The 17753-nt window shown below is 63.3% G+C and carries 15 protein-coding genes; 3 read left to right on the forward strand and 12 right to left on the reverse strand.

Annotated elements, in window-relative coordinates:
- Positions 1–43: 43 nt before the first annotated feature.
- The 6 genes from AWC08_RS31530 to AWC08_RS31555 all read right to left on the reverse strand — a co-directional run bounded on the left by AWC08_RS31530 (position 44) and on the right by AWC08_RS31555 (position 7920).
- Positions 44–2203, reverse strand: a complete 2160-nt coding sequence (locus tag AWC08_RS31530) for a hypothetical protein (protein WP_007172171.1) — start codon at positions 2201–2203, stop codon at positions 44–46.
- Positions 2200–5115: an ATP-binding protein gene (locus AWC08_RS31535; RefSeq protein WP_225325408.1), complete on the reverse strand. Its 2916-nt coding sequence runs from the start codon at positions 5113–5115 to the stop codon at positions 2200–2202. Before AWC08_RS31535 ends, AWC08_RS31530 begins: the two co-directional genes overlap by 4 nt.
- Positions 5109–5399 carry a hypothetical protein gene (locus tag AWC08_RS31540; protein ID WP_225325409.1) on the reverse strand — a complete coding sequence of 97 codons (291 nt, stop codon included), beginning with the start codon at positions 5397–5399 and terminating at the stop codon, positions 5109–5111. Before AWC08_RS31540 ends, AWC08_RS31535 begins: the two co-directional genes overlap by 7 nt.
- Before the next feature lie 61 nt (positions 5400–5460).
- Complete coding sequence (locus tag AWC08_RS31545) at positions 5461–6384, reverse strand: conjugal transfer protein (protein WP_073877513.1); 924 nt, start codon at positions 6382–6384, stop codon at positions 5461–5463.
- 10 nt (positions 6385–6394) lie between these two features.
- Complete coding sequence (locus tag AWC08_RS31550; RefSeq protein WP_046182038.1) at positions 6395–7477, reverse strand: hypothetical protein; 1083 nt, start codon at positions 7475–7477, stop codon at positions 6395–6397.
- On the reverse strand, positions 7474–7920 hold the full coding sequence (locus AWC08_RS31555; RefSeq protein ID WP_007172165.1) for a hypothetical protein: 447 nt from the start codon (positions 7918–7920) through the stop codon (positions 7474–7476). Before AWC08_RS31555 ends, AWC08_RS31550 begins: the two co-directional genes overlap by 4 nt.
- Positions 7921–8050: 130 nt before the next feature.
- Here AWC08_RS31555 and AWC08_RS31560 point away from each other — a divergent pair, with 130 nt between their 5' ends.
- From AWC08_RS31560 to AWC08_RS36030, 3 genes are all read left to right on the forward strand, one after another.
- Positions 8051–8434 (forward strand): helix-turn-helix domain-containing protein, encoded by a 384-nt coding sequence (locus AWC08_RS31560; protein WP_073877511.1) that lies wholly within the window; start codon positions 8051–8053, stop codon positions 8432–8434.
- A complete protein-coding gene (locus AWC08_RS31565; RefSeq protein WP_007172163.1) occupies positions 8424–9242 on the forward strand; it encodes a hypothetical protein in 819 nt (272 codons plus the stop codon). The genes AWC08_RS31560 and AWC08_RS31565 overlap by 11 nt, the downstream gene beginning before the upstream one ends.
- A 99-nt stretch (positions 9243–9341) precedes the next feature.
- Entirely contained in the window at positions 9342–9620 is a 279-nt protein-coding gene (locus AWC08_RS36030; protein WP_007172162.1) for a hypothetical protein, read from the forward strand.
- Between the two features lie 199 nt (positions 9621–9819).
- Here AWC08_RS36030 and AWC08_RS31570 read toward each other — a convergent pair whose 3' ends face one another.
- The 6 genes from AWC08_RS31570 to AWC08_RS31595 all read right to left on the reverse strand — a co-directional run bounded on the left by AWC08_RS31570 (position 9820) and on the right by AWC08_RS31595 (position 17688).
- Positions 9820–11223 carry a type IV secretory system conjugative DNA transfer family protein gene (locus AWC08_RS31570; protein ID WP_040624275.1) on the reverse strand — a complete coding sequence of 468 codons (1404 nt, stop codon included), beginning with the start codon at positions 11221–11223 and terminating at the stop codon, positions 9820–9822.
- A 94-nt stretch (positions 11224–11317) separates the two neighbouring features.
- Entirely contained in the window at positions 11318–12139 is an 822-nt protein-coding gene (locus AWC08_RS31575) for a DUF2637 domain-containing protein (protein WP_080691135.1), read from the reverse strand.
- Between the two features lie 65 nt (positions 12140–12204).
- Positions 12205–13749, reverse strand: a complete 1545-nt coding sequence (gene eccE / locus AWC08_RS31580; protein WP_007172159.1) for a type VII secretion protein EccE — start codon at positions 13747–13749, stop codon at positions 12205–12207.
- The gene (locus AWC08_RS31585) at positions 13749–15386 is read right to left on the reverse strand and encodes a S8 family serine peptidase (protein ID WP_040624272.1); all 1638 of its coding nucleotides are present in this window, start codon (positions 15384–15386) and stop codon (positions 13749–13751) included. Before AWC08_RS31585 ends, eccE begins: the two co-directional genes overlap by 1 nt.
- On the reverse strand, positions 15386–16882 hold the full coding sequence (gene eccD, locus AWC08_RS31590; protein WP_007172157.1) for a type VII secretion integral membrane protein EccD: 1497 nt from the start codon (positions 16880–16882) through the stop codon (positions 15386–15388). Before eccD ends, AWC08_RS31585 begins: the two co-directional genes overlap by 1 nt.
- Positions 16879–17688 carry a MinD/ParA family ATP-binding protein gene (locus tag AWC08_RS31595; protein ID WP_069434993.1) on the reverse strand — a complete coding sequence of 270 codons (810 nt, stop codon included), beginning with the start codon at positions 17686–17688 and terminating at the stop codon, positions 16879–16881. Before AWC08_RS31595 ends, eccD begins: the two co-directional genes overlap by 4 nt.
- Between the last annotated feature and the right edge of the window lie 65 nt (positions 17689–17753).

Consider the following 17753-nt stretch of genomic DNA (forward strand, 5'->3'; position numbering starts at 1 on the left):
AAGCCCAGGCGGCTAATCCCGATGTCGAAATAGTCACGGGCACTCACTGGTGATAGTCCCTTGCTCGTGGTCGAGGTGGTGACGGAAATTCTACGGGCGACTCAGACAGCTCGAACGATCGCTGCTGCTCAGATGATGTATCTAGCGGCAGGCCGGGGTCCTCATCAGGGGTTGCCGACGGGGGCGCCTGGTGGCGACCCACGCCCTGGGCCGGGCGGCGCGGATGGCTCGGTAGCGATGGCAGCCCATCTGAGCCGGCCATCGGCGCCACCTCGCCTTGATCTGGTTCCCCTGGCTGGCCGTTGCTGAGGGCATTGGACGCCGCCAGGTGCGGGCTGGTGTCGCTGTCCGGGACGCCTTGTTGGGACCCGGGGTCTGAGCCGTTGCGGTGGTGGTGTCCGCGGATGTGCTGGACGGTCTTTTCGGTGATGACGGCGGGAATCACCACCTCTGGCGCGGCGGCCGCGGCGGCGCCTTCTGCCGCTGTGGCGCCGGCCCCCTCTGCTGCCGCAGCCGCGGCATGTCCACCTGCGGTCGCCGCGGCCTCGCTCGCCCCGGCCTTTTCTGCTGCCATCCGGGTGGTGGTGGCCCCGGTCGTCCGGGTCGCCGTGGTCTCCTCCTCACCGCGCATCCGGCTGGGCCGAGGTTTGACCGCATCGAACCCCGGCGTTGAGGTGTCGGCGTCGCCGTTAGAACCGTCATCGTCGCCGGCGCCATCGCTATCGCCGCGTCGCGCGACCCGTCGAAACAGCCCGCGCGCTTTGCGTCCCGCCTCGGCGTAATCGTTGTACTCATCGCGCACAGCGCCGCTTGTGGAGCACCACGCCCCAGTGATGTGGTGGGCGATCGTGCCCAAACTGTCTGTGTAGAAATGCTTGTCGATGTAATGGAACAAGAAGATGCCTACGACCGAACCCAGGCTCACCAACAACAGGCGCGGGACCGCGGTGGCGCCATGCCCCAGTTGCGGCGTGGTGAGCGCCCACCCCATCCCGACCGCACTCAACGCCAAAAAGACAGTGAAGATCATCATCTCGACGCCATGCAACAACACCTGCGAGACGCAGCGCACCGCGTATTTCTTGCCGCGCTGCCAACCGCTCATGCCGACCATCGCCGCGGGAACCACCACGATGCAGTAGTAGGTGGCTTTGGCACCGACCAGCAACGTGCTCACCCCGACGTACCAGATGAACAGGCCGATCCAAAACGCGGCGAACAAGAACACCAGCCCCAGCACAAAGTCGTTGGCCCCCAATTGTTGAGCGTGCGCCAAGGCTTGGGGAGCACCGCATCCGGCCATCGCGTGCGCCGGTCCAGGACCTTGGCTATGCGCGGCCAAGATGGCCTGGGACCAGGCCTGGCGGCAGGTGCCCACATCATCAACGACCATGCCGAAGTTCTGTAACTGTAGAGCTGGTCGCGCCGTCGAAGACACCAGCTGCGCCAGCAGGGCGTCGAGCTGGGTATCCAATGACTGGCCCGGAGCGTACGAACTCTGGCGGGCGTCCTGGGCGATCTGAAAGCCTGTCGCTCGACCCATGCCCAGCAGGCCGTGATCGCTGACTAGATCGTCAATGGGGTCACGAAAGACCGTCCACACCAATGCAGCTAGCACCGCGGCGGTGCCTAGCAGATTGCGGGCCTGGGCCGGCCGCCCTCGCTGTTGGTGATACCCCGCCAACACCACACAAACCGCGACCGCCAATGGCCCCAGCCACATCTGGTTGACGAGCATGTTCACTGTAGCGAAAACGGGGCGCCCGATTTGAACGAGGGCCAAGAGCCACGAGCTCGACATTGCAAATCGCAGAAGCCACAGCGCAATCCCGATAGCGAATACGACAAGAGCAGCTTCATTGGTCAGCCACCAGGCTGCGGTGGTATGCGCGATCGCGGTTTGGGTGGCTTTGACGATCCACGACCCCCACGATTCGGGATCGAACGCGCTGACGTGTTGGCCGTTGTTGAAGGTGGCTTCGGTGGTATCGACCATCGAGAGGAAGTAGTCAGCGATCGGCACGTTGTCCAAGTCATGCAGTCCCGTCCACCCCAGAGCAGCGGCACCCACCGCCGCCGAGGCTTTAGGTGCGGCCACCACCGCCCACAGACACAGCACGTAGACACCTGTCATCGCGCCGATCACGCGGCGCAACCGTGGGTGCTCAACTAGCCAGACTGCGAGGGAATCGCTGGCAGTCATGCGATCACCGATGCGGTGCTATCGAATGCGCGTGCCTGCTCTTCGGTTGGCGCGCCGAAAAATTGAACGCGTGCGGGACGTCCAAGTTCGTCGACTAAGAATCCCTCGCCGAGTCGGGCACGATCGACCGCCCCGGCCTCGGTGGCGTAGCCGCCCCATTCCCCGCGATCAGAGAACACGTCTTCATCAGCGGTGGAGCCAGGACTGGTGTCCTCGCTTAGTGCGCTGACAAGCTCTGGATACATTTCTGGGTCGATGCGCGCCCACTTCAGTGTCGCGTAGGCCAGTTCAGGGTCTTGAACACGAAAGATCCATTTTTGTGTGACAAACTCATCCCCCATGCGGGCAAGGTCCCTGAAATCCTGTGTGATGAACCAGATTCCACTCGCGTGCTTACGGCCCCGCCGAGTGAATTTGTGCGCAATGCGTGCCGTGGTGGGAAAGGCAAGCAGTTCGGCGCACTCCTCGAAGATCATGACGTCGAATACGTCGAGGCGGTCGAACATGTATCGCTGCTCTAGCTCAATGAGCAGGCCATAGATAGCCATTCCGGCGCGCTGGGTCCCCGACAGTTTCGCGTAGAGATCGGCGTTGGTGAGATCCTCGGTGCTGGGCAAGCCCAGGTTGCCGGTCAGGTAGACCGTGGCCGGGGAGTCTTCTGGCCGGTAGGGCGGCAAGTGGTCATCGAAAAGCCCGGGAAAATCCTCCTGGGCTGTTTCTAAGCGCAGCAGCAACTCGTCGTTGTCGGCGTCCGGCTGTGAACGCAGATAGTCCAGCAGTGTGCGGTGGCTCGTAATCCCTTGCCTGGCCCGGGTTTCCGGTCGCACCAAACGTCGGTAACGCTTGGCAAGCAGGCTGTCATAAGACAGCCCAATCCAGGGCAGGATGTGCGAGGCCGCGATGCGCCCTGCCAGGTGCGCTGGGAAGATCACCAGCGGGTCATACAAGTACTGCGGCGTTGTCGGGTCGATGAACCGTACACCCTCGATGGGTGTGAGGGCCTGCTTCCATTCAGCGATTGTGTCTGGCTCGAACACCACAACGCGTCCGCCACGCAGGATCAGTTCATACGCCGAGAGTTTGGTGCGGTTGGACTTCCCGCCGCCGGGATCGCCGACGACGGCCAGCCCGGTGTTCTTGTTTCGGCGCGCAGTTCCCTCGGGATCGTGAAGGATGATCGCCGGTCGCATCGTGGTCTGGTCGATGGCCAGCGCACTGCCCTTGACGTTGCCCACGCGGCCCGAAATCAGCGGCAAGAACAGCGACCACTTATGTGCGCTGGTGGGATTGCGAAATTCATCGAGCGGGCAGGTGTTTTCACTTCCGGTATTGAATGCCTTCCACAGCAACGCCTGGGCGCCACGGTGGCGTTTGACAGCGATGCCGACTGTGTCAAGCTCCTGGCGGACCTGTTTGACCGCATCCTCCAAGACCCGCGGTGAGTCGGCACCGACCGCAATCATCACCGTGTGGTCAAGCTCGCGTTCGGCGGGATTGCCGTTCAGATGCGATGTGTAGGCCCGCGTGCGCGCTAGCTTCCTTGGCAATTCGTCGTTTTCAGCTCCGCGGTGACCACGCTGACGCATCTGGTCTTTGATGTTTTTGGTGTAGCGGAAATTGCGGGCTTGCGCATCCTGGGGTGTGCGAATGTAAATATGTTGGGTCCACTCAATACTGGCCTGGGTGTTCACGTTGAGCAGCGCATTCAGATACGAAGCGCGTGGAAAGGCCAGGCCTGTCTCCGGGAAGTGCTCGACGGTCAAAAACGACTGGTAGCTCGATCTGCAGGTGGGCTCGTGGGGATCATAGACGCGAACCAAGGCTTTGAAACTGGGTCGCCACCATGGCCGCCCGGCGTTGTCGCCTTCATCGAAAGCGATGGTAGGGAAATCGTGAGCGCTCAGTGAGGACGGCCCCGTGCTGGCCGCTGGCATCGGCTCATGGATGACGCCGAGCATGGCGCGATGTCGCCGATACCAATGGATTTGCGCTGGACTAGCCGCGCGAACGTGAAACTCATCAGGTAGGGCACCACAGATCTGGCGGGCAACACTGGCGTAGTGCTGAATCGATGTGCTTGAGTCTTTGTCACGCCCGCTGACCCAGTCCCAAGCCCGCCTGCCCTGTCCGAGCGGTGTGCGTCCCGCGGTGCCAGCATCGACTGGCACCGTTAGCCAAAACCGTGGGCGCACGGGACCGCGATATCCCTTGGTGATCCACTTGTTCGCTTGGGCGATAGTTGGGACCCAGTGCTTGCACTGCCCAATCCATGTCGACTTGTTGGTGTGCGGACCCACCATTGCCCGCATGATGGCGTTTTGGTCCTCGGCGACCAGCAACCCGCGCACTTGCGAGCCTGAGGGCAGGTAGCGCCCCAAGTTCCGCGTCAGCCTGGCGGCTCGCCGGTGGACGTCAAGCGAGCGCATATTGACCGACAAACCATCGATCAAGAATTCGGCATAGACGCCTCCGCCGGTGAAGACCAGATTGTCCTCGACACGTTCAGGAGGGTCAAAACTGGAGTCAACACGCAGCTTCCTCTCAGCGGCACGAGGCTGCGAGGTGATCAGGTGAGGTGGCCGAATAGTGTTGCGGGCAAAAACGAGACGTGCTGAAAGAGATGGACGTCCCTTGGGCAAAAGTAGCCGCATCAGCCCAACGGTCACCACACAGAGCACCACCCCGCCGGCGAGGACCGGAAGCGTGGTTCCGGCGGGCTGGCTGTCGACCCATAGCAGCGTGGGACCCGCGATCGCGGCAATGGCCACCCATTCCACCCCGCGGTAGGGCCCGCCGGGCCATTCCTGCCCGGGAGCGGCTTCCCCGATCTGGATGTCGATGTCGCGGATGCCCGACCACGCTTCGGCCTTGTCGACGGGCCGTGGTGGGGCAACTGGGCCGGTGGTCACCATCCGCGGGTATTGGAGTGGCCAACGCTGCCGGGCAGGTGCTCAAATTCCTGGTTACCGCGCTGATACAGCCCGACGATGTGGGCTACGACAACTGCAAGAGCCACCCCGCCGGCGATTGCCGACAATCCGGCACCGGTGCCGCGCTTCCAATGGTCTCTCATACCGCGCACGATGCCGCTGCCCAGGAAGTATGTGCCGCCGACTGCGACGATGATGTAAAGCACTTCGTGGCTCATGTTGATCACGCCGGCCCCGGCAGCCACATTTGTCGTGTGGGTAGCCAACGTCTGTAATGTTAGCTGTCTAATCATGATCAATCCCTCTTTCTCTCAACGTGAGTGATGGTCAGTGCGGTGCTACCGCCGTGGTGGGCACCGGTGTCGGTGTCGCGTCAGCCAACAGCGGGATCGCGTCGATCTGGGCAACAAACCAGGTGCCGCCCACCGAACGCAGCGTCAGGGAATAAGACAGCGATACGAGGGTGTAATCGGATCGGCGCGCCGAAACATCGATGTGCGTGGCTAATTCGTTGTTATCGGAGGGAGCATCGGGTGGAGTGTTGTCGGCCTGAGCAGCAGTCACTGTGGCCGAGGAGTACGACCCTACGGCTGTGATGCCCGAGTCGGTGGTGATAAACCGTTCCAGTCCACCCGAGGTGGTTAAAAACGACGTCGCAAACCCAGACAGCATCGTAAAAAGTGGGCTGTTGGCAGCGATTGGTGCTGAATAGCCCAGCGGCACATAGGCTCCCGGAGGCGGCATATCGACTCTGCTGATCCGATCAAGAGCCTGAATGCCCATATCCCGGTATACCGCCACCGGCAGCTGGTAGAAAGCCGTCGTCGGCGGCGCCGACGGGTAGGGCAGTTCGTCGATTTGAACCTTCACGCTATAGAGCACGATGTCGTTGGAAGAGGTCTTGCGCTTAGATGCCCACGCCGCCGGGTTCGACACCGTCATCGACGATGTCGTGGGCAACTCGTACTTTTGTCCCCCGGGAAAGCAGCGTGTCAAATTCGAAGCACCCGAGGTGGTTCCGACAAGTAGCCCTTTCACGCAATTCACGGCGAAAGCCTTCACGGGATCGGTCTCGTTGATCACGTCGCGGGCCACCGCCGCCACTGGTGCTGGTTCAGGGGGAAAGACAAACCCCCACAGCAGGGCGATACCGTTGATGGACGAACTGGCCACAAGAATCACAAGAGCGACCCGGCCGGCGCTGTGGCCCAGCACCGTGATGCGCTTCTTCCATACGTTGCTGATTCTCACCACATCGTCCTCATGTCGCCTGGTGCCCAATGACTTTGATGCTCGACACCGCGAAGGTTCCATCACTGGGATCGGTGTCGTGTCCCGACCCAAAGCCGGTCGGGTCAGGCCCGTTGGTCGGTTCCGGGCCGGTGGCCGGGGTGGGCCCACCCAGGATTCCGCCGAACGGTCCGCCGTCTGGGGCCGACACGCTGGGCTGGGGGGCTGCGACCGGACGGCTGGTGTGCCGAATGATCACAGTGATTTTTGAGGCGCTGATCCCGGGAATCAGTTTGACCGCTTCGCCGTGAGCATTGCCGGTGTCCTGGTCGACGACCGTGTGCGCAGTGTCATTGAACTGCCACTGCAGCAACGTGACCACCCGATGCTGTAGCCATGGGTCACCGCCGGACCCCTGGGCCGCAGCAGTATCCCCCGGCACGATACTGACCGCCGTGATCACGTAAGCGCGTTCGATTCCGGCGGGCCCGAGCGTGATATAGAGCGGTTGTCCATCCGTATGCCGCACGCAGATCCACGGCGATGGCTTGTCGGGATCGGCAATCGATTTCGCCGAAGTTGAGGCGCCCGCCGGGCAGTCGGCTGAGGCGGTAAACGGCAGTGGGTGATCGCCGCCATCAGCAGGAGTCGGCGCTGGTGCTGCCGCCATTGTCGGTGCGGGGCCCGATTTGACTGCGTGCTGGCGCAGACTCGGCGAAGGGTTGTCGGGACCTGAGAGTGTGACGCCCAGCGTGGTTATCACCGTTGCCAACAACACGACGCCAGCGAACGCGCCGAGTACCCACGGCGTAAATCGGCGCGTACGCCGCTCCGCCTCGTGATCTAAATCAGCGTCGGCACCGGGGCTTTCGTTTTCTGCCGAGTCGGTGTGGTCGTCGCCGTCGGAAACGAACGCACCCGCAAAGGCGTCGGCACTTTGATCCTCGCCGAAGGGTGCGGCGTCGTTGTCGCTGATCGCGCCATCATCATCGGGATGCTCGTCGGCTGACTCCCCGGCCGCGCCGCTGTCGAGGGTGTCTTGGTCGTGTTCTGCATCGGCGTCGAGATTCACCCCAATCTGACGCAGCCATTGCTGATCAGAAACCGAGCTCACGGCCGCCGCCGCCCCGAACGGTGCCCGCTAGCCCGGCGCGGCGTGAATTTGCGCCGGTGATGGTAGGTGGCCGGCAAACGCTGCACACGCGGCAATGCCGTCGCCGAAACCTTGACATAGCCGTCGTCGCGGTCAGAGGCCAAGCCGGTGTCCTCACCGCGCACCACATACATGCGTTCGCGATGAGCAATTACCGGCGGCAGCGGTGTGGATGGCGCCGCCTGCGGTGGGCCTTGGGGAGCGGTCCGGCTCCAGTCCTGCTTAAGACGCTCCTCGTCGGCCGCCCCTCGGGCGCGGTGTGCGCCTATTAGCTTGGCCGCTCCCCACAAGCACGCCGCCGCGACCAGCAACGGAGCGAGTTTGATGAGCAGTTCGACGATCGCCAACACGATCGCGGCGATGACTGTCATCAGCACTGCGGCCGTCGCCACAAGCCCCTTCATCGCGGTGTCCCTTCGTCGTCTCGGCGCCGCTAAATCGGGTGGGCGCCTATGCACGCAACCATAAGCGGTAATAGGCAAGGTTGTCCACATGGTTAGACGATAATGGTTGCGTTTAGGTAGTTTTGTGGGCGTGATTGCACCTAATGATGGGCCAGCGCGACTCGACTACTTCGTCTCTGAACGGCTGGCGGTCCTGCACATGTCCCGTGTCGAACTGGCCCGCCGCGGCGGACCCAACCGCTCGACACTGCACAAATCCAGTAACGGCTCACGCACCATGTCGCTGGCCACGCTGGCCCGACTCGATGAGGCGCTCGGGTGGGCCCACGGGTCGTCAAGGGCGATCCTTGACGGCGGGGTCCCAGCCACACCACCGCCCCAAGACACCCACGTACACACCGTTTTGCACGCCGTCGAAGGCCTCGTCGAGCAATGCCACTCAATCTTGGCCGACGCCCGTCAGCTGCTCACCGAACTCCTGACAAGCCGGGACCCGGCCGAGCATGCCCGCTGACATTTTCGACGACCAACGCCGAGCATGGATAGCCGCACACGCTGGGATATTTGTCTTCCAAAAGCGTCGCGCCGAGCTGCTCGCCAAAAAGATTCGCGCTCGCACACGCAGCCATGTTGGTGCCCGACCCGACCCACACGACGACGTCGTCGCCCTGCCACTACCGATGCGCTCCGCCACCTCAGCCAGCGGATCATTTGAAGTCGCACTGGTGCTAACCTGTGCGGCCATCGCGCCGCTGGGCTGGTTGGCCGGCAAACTCGCCTACGGACTAATCGTCACGCTCATCCCCGAGCGGCTCCGCGCTTACCCGATACCGGCACTGCTCTGGGGCGCCGCGCTCGCAGCGCTGCCCTTGCCGTTCTATAACCCCTCCCCTAGTCTCTGGGGCGAGCTGATCATCCCCTGGCTTCTAACACAACTGCCCGCAACCCTGCTCACCGCAGCCGTCTGCGGGGTCCTCGAAGGCTGGCTAGCCGTGGAAGGATCCAGCGACTGGTGGCCACTGACACCCCAAGCTGTCGAGGTTGACGACGACCTCATTCTCGGGCCGACGCTGCCCATCACCACCGTCTTAGATCCACTCCCCGAACCGGGCTCCGCCCGCCGCATACCGCCATCCCTGCACGCGCGCCGGCGAACCCCACCACCTATCCACTGGGTCCCCATCCTTGGCGGGACTGCGGTCATCGCAGCGATCTCCATCTGGTGTCTCATTTGCGCAATCAGCGTCCTGTTCGGCTCCACCAACCAGCACCTCGACACGGTCAGCTCCCGGTCAACCTCGATGCAGCTATTCGCGAACTGAGTTCGCTGCTCGGGGCCAACTCTGGCGCGCTGATGCCTACACCGCTTTGCAAAAATTGGGGTGTGAGCGGGGGGTGGCGGCACAGATACGGTTCAAGGTATGGATCGGGGTACGACCGTAGACGCAGTTGTGCATCGGGTGTTAGCCGCGCTCGAGCGAGCTGGCCAGGTTTGTGACACGCCGCCGGGTTCGCAGTCGCTCGAGGCGATGCGGCAACAGATCATTGCCATGCTCAGCGATCCGCCGTGGTATCTCAACACCTCGGCCGGGCAAGTGCTGTTCTTGAAGATCCTGCGTCAAATCGCCTCAGACGCAAGCGATATCGTGAAAAACACGCGTCAGGACCCAGGGTCATGTGAGGGCAACATTCGTCGGTAGGTCCGCAGCTGGAGTGCTACTGCGGACACGGCCAGCGTCGAGAAACGCTTGATCGCGTCGACAGCAAATTAGTTGCAGCACAGGCAGATTACACGGTGCAGCTACCCGGAGCTGCCCAGCGGTCGCACTTGGGAAGCTGGACGCGAGCACCGAGACCAATGCGTCAGTCATAGATTGCGCCCGTCGCGGCAACCGCCCGTCAACCCCACTGCGCCTTTTTGATTCGCCGCTGAACCGCCTGGTCGAACAGAGCCAGGAACTCGGTCCAGTCTGGAATATGAACTCGCTCGCCAGCCGTGCCGCGCTGCAACAGCTGGGCTTCTTCCCGGCTTTGGGGAAGCAGTTCCTGCCAACCGATCGCCTGGCCGAATTGCGACGATTGGCCCCGACTCCCCCCTGTGGGCTCATAGGCTTCGGTACGTCGGGTTGTCTCTCCCAGCCAATGTGAGGCCTGTTCGAGCAAATGGCGCTCGTGAGCTCCATACATGATCAGCGTGCCCGGAAACATCTCCCGCAGCGCTTCAGCGTACTTGGACCCAAATACAACGTCGAAATGCGCCGACGCCTGCACCGTCGCCAAGATGTTGACACCCAGTCCCGCTGACTCCCCCACGTAGGTCAACAGATCCGGCAACGGACATGAGTTACATACCTCGTCGAGTTCCAGCAGCAGCGGATGCGTCAGTTGATGATTGGCCATCTTGCGGCGGAAATGACGCACGATGGAATCGATCAGAGCCACCGCGGCTCCGGCGACCGAGCCGGTGTTCGGGGCGATCACAAACAATGTGGCGTCCGGCTCATCAAGCATGTGGACGTCGAATGACTCCACAGCGACACGTTCGACCGCGCTCAAGTACGGTGCTCCCTCGTCGGCGCTCAAACCCAAGCGCAGCCACGGTGTTACGGCCTTGGACACCGTGATCTTGATGCTGTCACGCAGCCGGGAATCCATCCCGGCGATAACAGAATACAGCGGGGCCGCGAGTTTCGGTTGTTCGCAAAGCCCGTAAGCGGTCAGCCACGACGGGCGTCCGAGCTCGGGGATGGGTTGGTCGCCGCCGGTTTCGTCGATACCGAAATCCTGCACGGCATCGAGCACCCAGGGCATTCCCAAACTGTTGCCCTGCGGGCTGGCCGCGTACAGCAGGCATGCCAACGGCGGTGCGGCCTGACTTTCCCAAAGCCCGCCCGCAGCAACAGCGTTGCCGCCCGATGCGCCACTGAAACCCACGCCCGAGGTCGCGAGCATGGTCTCAGCAACGGTCAGTGCTTCATGGGCGCTGGCGATCGTGCGGGTCGGGTCGGTGACCATACGCCTAACCCCGGCCGGCCATACCTCAGTGTGCTCAGGCCGCAGATCAATCACACCGGTAATCCCGATATTGCGTCGTGTTAGAACAAGCTCTGCCAGGTCGGGTTTCGACGACACCAAAACTTCCGGCCCAGGATGCACGAGCGCCGCCGGGGCCAAAATCCTGCGTGTTTTACCCGTACGTGTTGGTGCGCTTACCAGAATGTGAGGTGCTGTCTCCGCACGCACGGCAACGTTTTGGCGATTGTAGGTGAGGCCGCAGTACGGGGTGTACGGTTCGTTGACCACTACGTCATCATGGGCGCCACTGGCCGCGAACGTCTATCAAAGCAGCGACATTCGCGATCGCCGGACGTAGGTCACTGCGGCGGAAGCTTCGGGTTTACACCGCCGCTGCCGAGTGGAGCGCCGTCGCCAGTATCCGGTTCACCGTTGTGTGGTGCAGCTTGAGTTCCTCTGAGATTTCACCCGGCTTTTGCCCGTCAGCGTGGCGGCGCAGCACAGCGTCAATGATTTCTGCAGGCTGCTTGGTTCTTTTCGATGCCATCACTGTGCGTACGGCGTGTTCATGACGCTCTCGCGGGGGCACAGCGGCGTCCACTCTTGGAACCGATGACAGCGACCGGTCCGGCTCGACCGCCACCATGGCCCTATCACGCTCACCTGCTGAGGACCCAGCGACTGGCAGAGGTGTCGCCGACAGGGACACCGGGACGTCCTCCTCGACGAGGGCCGGCGGCGCCTCGGCGCGGCTGTGTAGGAGCCGGGTCAGGGCTACCAGCGCAACGGTGGCCTGCGCGGTCGTGACGTCAATGATCAGCGGCCACAACCATGCCAAGCTTGGGCGGATACCGCACCGGATAGCCAAGCTGCACAACGCATCAAATGACAGGCGAAACGCACCGGCCCCCAGTAACAGCGTCATGATCACCGCCGCCCAGAACGTCAAGGTGGGCCGGCGGTGCACCTTGATGAGCAGCGAGAGCCCTTCCGTGGACCCGAGCAATACCAGAGGTGGGGCCGTGGCCACCGCGGCCGCCAGCGCCGGGGCGACGTGATCGGCCTGCACGATCGCGTGTAACGCGTTGCCAGCGATCGAGGCCGCGCTTGCTCCTATCAACACCACCCAAAAGAAACGCACTGCGCGCCGGTGGGTTTTCGGATCGGTATCGGCGGGAGTGCTGCGGGCGCTATCGCAAGCCATACCCGCAATCGTGCACTCCCACCCCGGTATTCGTCTACCAAAGTCAGCCACATTGGGAGGATCGATTACCGCAGATAAGCATCCTCGTTGCGGAATGTCACAGACCTCAACGTGGTGCGAAAACGCTGTGTTTTCACGGTGATTCGCTCGCCCCGCTGTTCGATACGGATATCGGGTGCAGCGCTGGCGGGCACATCGCCGACCGTGATCGATGTGCGCGCGGGTGGGTAGTTGTTGACGCGACCATTGTGTACCACCATCGTCGGAGGACGTGGCGGCTGGGCTGTGACGTCGCGCGTCGTCCAGATCCGTGGGGAAGCAGACGTCATTGTCCAACGCCCAGTGGGGTCGTAAACGGCGACCTGTTCGCCTGCTGCGGCCGCCCGGCGAATCAGCCGTTTCACCGCCTGGTCATCATCGGCGTGCAGAGCAATTCGGGTGGGGGCCGCGGGATCTGATATCGGCATCAACAGCATAGCGTCTCGCAGTTCACCCAGCAGAACACCCGATGCGCCGGCTACGACAGCTGTGTTGAGTTCGGTAGTTACTGGCGTTGATGGCAACCTCAGCCGCCTGCACCCAGGCAAGGTCAGCGCCAACGCTTCCCACTGTCGGCCCGCCATCGGGTTGAGCACCAGCCGCGGCGAGCTGGCAAGCGGTTGCACGGTGGTCAACCGGACGAGGGCTGAAGCCCGCACGCCGGCAGGATCGCTGCGCAACGCGATCACCAGGGTCGTGTGGTCGCTCTGGTAGGCCCACACGTCGTCGAGTTGAGCAGAGCGCACGTCACTGGCGCTGAAGAAATACGCTGTGACATAGGCCTTCCCGCCGCGCTGCAGATTCGTCCAGCGGTCCTGGTAAGAAGCTGTCGCGTTTTCGGGCCCACCCAGGCTGGCCGCTACCGCGTCGTTCATCTGCGCTGCGGTCAAAAGCCTTGCACGACAGTTTGTTTGGCACAGCGCTCTGGTGATGCGCTGAGAAGCCGCCACCGCCGCGCCGATCGTGTCTCGCCGCCACAGCAGTCCAGGCAGAATGCGGTCGCTGCGCGTATCGAAGCGGACTACCAACGTCACGCTACGCTGACCGGCCGCCGGCAGCCCCCGTAGCGCCGCTTCATACAGTTCGGCATAGTTGTCTCTGGCTGTGCGGCTGCCCTCGCAGATGATGTCGACATCAACACTCAACCCGCAGCGCTGCATCTCTTGTGCGATTACGCTAATCGGCACGGTATTAAGTGTTTTGGTGTGGTCGGCGTGCAATAGGGTGGGGATGTAAGGCTTGCCCAGCACAGTGATCATCGTGGACACGGTGTGCCCGTCGATCACAACACCGACTGTGTGCTCGTTGAGGGTGACATCGACCGGTTGAGGCAGCTGGAGTCTGCGCACCCGGCGGCGCGTCCAGGACATGGCCCGCCACGCCCACTGCCACACGGTGCGCTCCCGGAAGGTCAGCACACAGATCACCAGTCCGGTCGCGGCGCCGCTGGCGACGGCGATCGGCCACGAATCCAGCGTGGCGCTCAGTGCCAGCGCAACCAGACCTGCGACCACTTCGCCGGTGACCACGGCGCGGGGTGCGATACGGGCCGAGACAAACCGTTGCTTCATCAGATTCGCTCCCTGCGACGCGAGACGGTCAGGCCCACAGCAAGTCCCAATACGCTGACGACGGCGAGACCGGTGATGGCCATCGCGACCCAGCCCGGACGTGCGTCGCGTGGCGGGGGCGGGGCCGGCACTTTCAACTGGGCGCGCTGAACCCCGGGGGCAAACGTCTCACCCGGCGGCACATCCCAGGTCAGCGCCGCAACGGGGTCCACAGTTCCATAACCGACCACGTTGTCACGTCCACCAGCGGGAGGGTGCGCGGTGGCCTCTAACCGGTGGATCACTTGATGGGCTGTCAGGTTGGGAAATTTGGCCCGCACCAAAGCCGCCACTCCCCCGACGAACGCCGAGCTAAACGAGCTACCAGCGATAGGGTGCAGCTTGTCGTCATCGACTGAACCGTTGATCACCTGCCCGCTCGTCGACAGCCCCACGATGTCGGCTCCCGGCGCAGCCAGTCCTACCCACGGGCCGTGCAATGAGGCGGCGTCGCCGCTGGCGGGAACGCCGGTCGAATCGGTGGCCGACACCGCCAACGCGTAGTCGCTAAACCATGCTGGGGTGGCGATCGTTTTGACTGACGACCACCCCCGAGTGGGATCACCCGGTAATGGGTCCGGGTTTTGCCCATTGCAGCCCTGGGCATGAACGTTGCCCGCCGCGGTCACGATCACCACGTCGCGGTCAACCGCGGCATAGTGGACCGCGTCGGCCAAGGCGCTTTGATCCTGGGGCTTGGCTGTCGAGATGCACGACACCACACTGATGTTGATCACTTTGACGCCCAGATTCGCCGCGTGCACGATCGCGCGAGCCAACGAATTGATGTCACCGGCGCGGCGAACATCCTCGGGGTTGTCGACCACGCCGGGATCAACCAGGCCGAAAGTCTGCGCGGTCTGGCGAATCGACAGCAGCACCGCGTCTGGGGCGATGCCGATCAGCCCGTCTGGACCACCACCGGGCGACGGTTCCAGCGGCGCCGGCCCGCGAGCGTGGCCGAGAGTAACCGGAGACGGCGGCATACCCACCCATGATGGCTCGTCGGGCGGCGGCGGCGGCGGCGGTGGTGGCGGCGGCGGCGCCACCGTTTGGGTCACCGTGACCGTCGGCGGAGGCGGTGGCGGTGGAATCGCGCGCGGCGGCGGAGCCCCGGCCGGCGGGGCCGCAGGCGCCGCCCACGCCGGCTTGGGGACCAGTGCGAGCCCTGAAGGCGCCGCCCCAATCAGTGAAGCCACTACTGTGCCGTGCCCGTCGCAATCCGATAAGCCGTCGCCAAACGGGCCCATGACATAGTCCCCGCCAGAAACTAGGTGCGGCAGCCGAGGTTGTGCAGCCACGCCGGTATCGATAACCCCGACGACCACGCCAACACCGGTGGATTCTTTCCACGCTTCTGGCATGTTCATCAGCTGCAGCGCCGCGGGCAACTCACGCAAATCACTGCCGGGCAACACGCCGGTTGTTGTGCACGCCGCGATCTGGCGCATCGGCTGATCCGGCCCGGGTGCGGGATCGGGCGGGGGTGGCCCAGGCGGCACCACCGGGGGATCAATCGCGCCGGCCACGCCGCCAGATACGGCAACCAGTGCTGCGGCGAGCCCGATCGCGCCCAGCGTACTCACGGCTTTAATCATCAGCCGTGGACCGCATTTCGTACCACCCACAGCAGATTCAGCAGCCAGATCGCCCATGGCACAACGAAAATCAGCAGAATGTACTCGCTGACTTCGACGGCGCGGTTTACCGGTGCGCTGATCCGCGCATTGGGCACCACCAGCGCTCCAAGCAGGCCCGCCCCGGCCAACATTAGCGCTGCGCCAACACATATCAGGGTGACAACCGGCGAAGCCGGGTTGGGAGCGCTTGCGTATCGTCCGATCACCACCGCTACCGCGACGACCGCACCAACGGCCAGCATCACCGATTGATTGCGATCAACAAACGAGCGCGCCCGGAGCAGAAAGATTGCGCAAATCCCCAACGTGAATGCCAAAAACCGCCACCCGCCGCCAGTTTCGGGCATCACTGCATAGCGCGCGGCCGCCACCAACACCACAGCGCCGCCAGCCAGCAGACCCGTCACGATGGCGGTGCCGCGCCGAGCCCACGTCGCGATCTGCTCAACGGTTTCATTGCCCGGACGCTCCACCGGCGACACCGTGTTTAGGGCAGCGCCTTCTCGAGTCTCAAACACCCCCCGGTTAGTGACCGAAGGAAACCATGGCCCGGGCACTCCGGCCCCCACGATCCCGATGCTGGTTGCAAACGTCACTAGCACCAGGTCCGCTACCAAGAAGACGACCGCCAGATGCGCTGGCAGCACTCGCCAACCGCTGGCGTGGATCGCCGCCACCGCGCCCGCAGATAACCCGACCACAGCCATCCCCGCAAACACAGTCAGATAGCGGCCGGTCAGCATCGTCAATGCCGCCACGCCGGCCAACACGGTGGCCGTCGCGGCCACCACATGCCAGCCACCGGGTGGTCCCGGCACCGACATCGCCGCGCCTGCACCGGCGCAAATCAGCGCCGACCACACCAGGAAGTCCGCCGATCGGCGTCGCTGCTCATCTCGTGCCCGCGTCGCCGCCCTCGCCGACACCAAGAAAACGGCGGCTAATCCCCACGACACCGCCGCGGGCAGCCAGCCGTGCTGTTGCCACCACAACTGCGCCAACATCACCTCGGCCCACGCGACCAGCGCTGCGAAAAGCCCCCCGGCTACCCGACGCGCGACCGTGACATCGACTGTGGCGAACTGCTGGCGTGCTGAACGAGCCAGCGCCGTCGACACCTCCTCAATGACAGGTGCGAAGCGTTCGGTGGCGTCAGTAGGCAAGAGACACAACAAGTCCCCGTCGTAGACACGGCTGTCATCAAGGGATCGCTGCGGATCGAGCGGAGTGGCGTCTGCACGGCACAGTTGAAAGGTCAACGTGTCATCAAGAGGTGCCCGCCCGCGATCTTTGAGAATCGCATTGACCCGCGGGATGAGGTCCTCGATCACCGCAATCAACGCCACCCCAGCAGGCAGGACGTAATCGATGAGCGTGTCATCCCCGACCAGCAAATGAACCTTGCACAGCCGAGGGACTTCCGGCGCCTGTTGTGCGGAATTGGCGGTGGTCATCGGGCATCGGCCGCTGTCGAGAACCCTGCCGCCAATGCGGCGGCGGTCTTAAGCACCGCCCTGGCGGTCTTAGGGTTGACCCTTCGAAGGTCCAACTCGCCCGCCGAGGCGATGTGGGGGTCAAAGGGTACCTCGATAATGCGATCGTTTTTGACCCAGCTCCCGAAATGCTCCCTGAGTGTGGCGACCAGTTTGGCCGCCTCCTTACGATCCTTCCGATTGCGCGCCGGGCGAATGTGGTTGATCACCAACACTGTTCGCGACAGCAACTGGTGATAGCCTTCGTCGCGCAACCACTCGAAATTGGTGCTCGCGCCTTCGGCGCCGTCCGGGACGGCCGAGGCCACCATCAACACCGCATCGGCGCGCTCGAACACACCCTTCATCACCTCGTGTTCGAGATCGACACCGCAGTCAACGAAAAGCACACTGTAGAACCGTTGTAGACGCATATGGCCCTTGCTGAACTCATCAGCGGTCAACCCCTCCCCGCGAGCGCCTCCATGGCGCGGGGAAGCCACAACGTCTAAACCAACTTGGTTGTGGCCCGTCAAGGCCCCAACATCGGCGTAGCGATGAAGATTAAGGTCGTCGTTAATCGCACGCAGCGATGACGCCTTGGGATCCACCCGAGCCGCCAAATTTGCGGCCTGTGCCGGATCGGCGTCGACAGCGACCACTTGGTCGTTACGATTGCGTGCAAACTCACTGGCGGTCGCGACAGTCATCGCGGTCTTGCCCGAACCGCCCTTGCCACCAAGCACCACGACGGTATAAGTGCCACGCAAATTGGCCGGCAAATTCATACGGTCATTGCAACAACATGGATCTTAGGAGTTGCAATGCCAAGTGGTTACCCGCATCCGCCGGC

The organism is Mycobacterium gordonae (genome assembly GCF_002101675.1).
Lineage (GTDB): Bacteria > Actinomycetota > Actinomycetes > Mycobacteriales > Mycobacteriaceae > Mycobacterium > Mycobacterium gordonae.

What these genes read in the sequence shown, in the direction of transcription:
- AWC08_RS31530 (WP_007172171.1), bottom strand. Translation starts at nt 2,203, where the DNA reads ATGACTGCCAGCGATTCCCTCGCAGTCTGGCTAGTTGAGCACCCACGG.
- AWC08_RS31535 (WP_225325408.1), bottom strand. Translation starts at nt 5,115, where the DNA reads ATGGTGACCACCGGCCCAGTTGCCCCACCACGGCCCGTCGACAAGGCC.
- AWC08_RS31555 (WP_007172165.1), bottom strand. Translation starts at nt 7,920, where the DNA reads ATGAAGGGGCTTGTGGCGACGGCCGCAGTGCTGATGACAGTCATCGCC.
- AWC08_RS31565 (WP_007172163.1), top strand. Translation starts at nt 8,424, where the DNA reads ATGCCCGCTGACATTTTCGACGACCAACGCCGAGCATGGATAGCCGCA.
- AWC08_RS36030 (WP_007172162.1), top strand. Translation starts at nt 9,342, where the DNA reads ATGGATCGGGGTACGACCGTAGACGCAGTTGTGCATCGGGTGTTAGCC.
- AWC08_RS31575 (WP_080691135.1), bottom strand. Translation starts at nt 12,139, where the DNA reads ATGGCTTGCGATAGCGCCCGCAGCACTCCCGCCGATACCGATCCGAAA.
- eccE (WP_007172159.1), bottom strand. Translation starts at nt 13,749, where the DNA reads ATGAAGCAACGGTTTGTCTCGGCCCGTATCGCACCCCGCGCCGTGGTC.
- AWC08_RS31585 (WP_040624272.1), bottom strand. Translation starts at nt 15,386, where the DNA reads ATGATTAAAGCCGTGAGTACGCTGGGCGCGATCGGGCTCGCCGCAGCA.
- eccD (WP_007172157.1), bottom strand. Translation starts at nt 16,882, where the DNA reads ATGACCACCGCCAATTCCGCACAACAGGCGCCGGAAGTCCCTCGGCTG.
- AWC08_RS31595 (WP_069434993.1), bottom strand. Translation starts at nt 17,688, where the DNA reads ATGAATTTGCCGGCCAATTTGCGTGGCACTTATACCGTCGTGGTGCTT.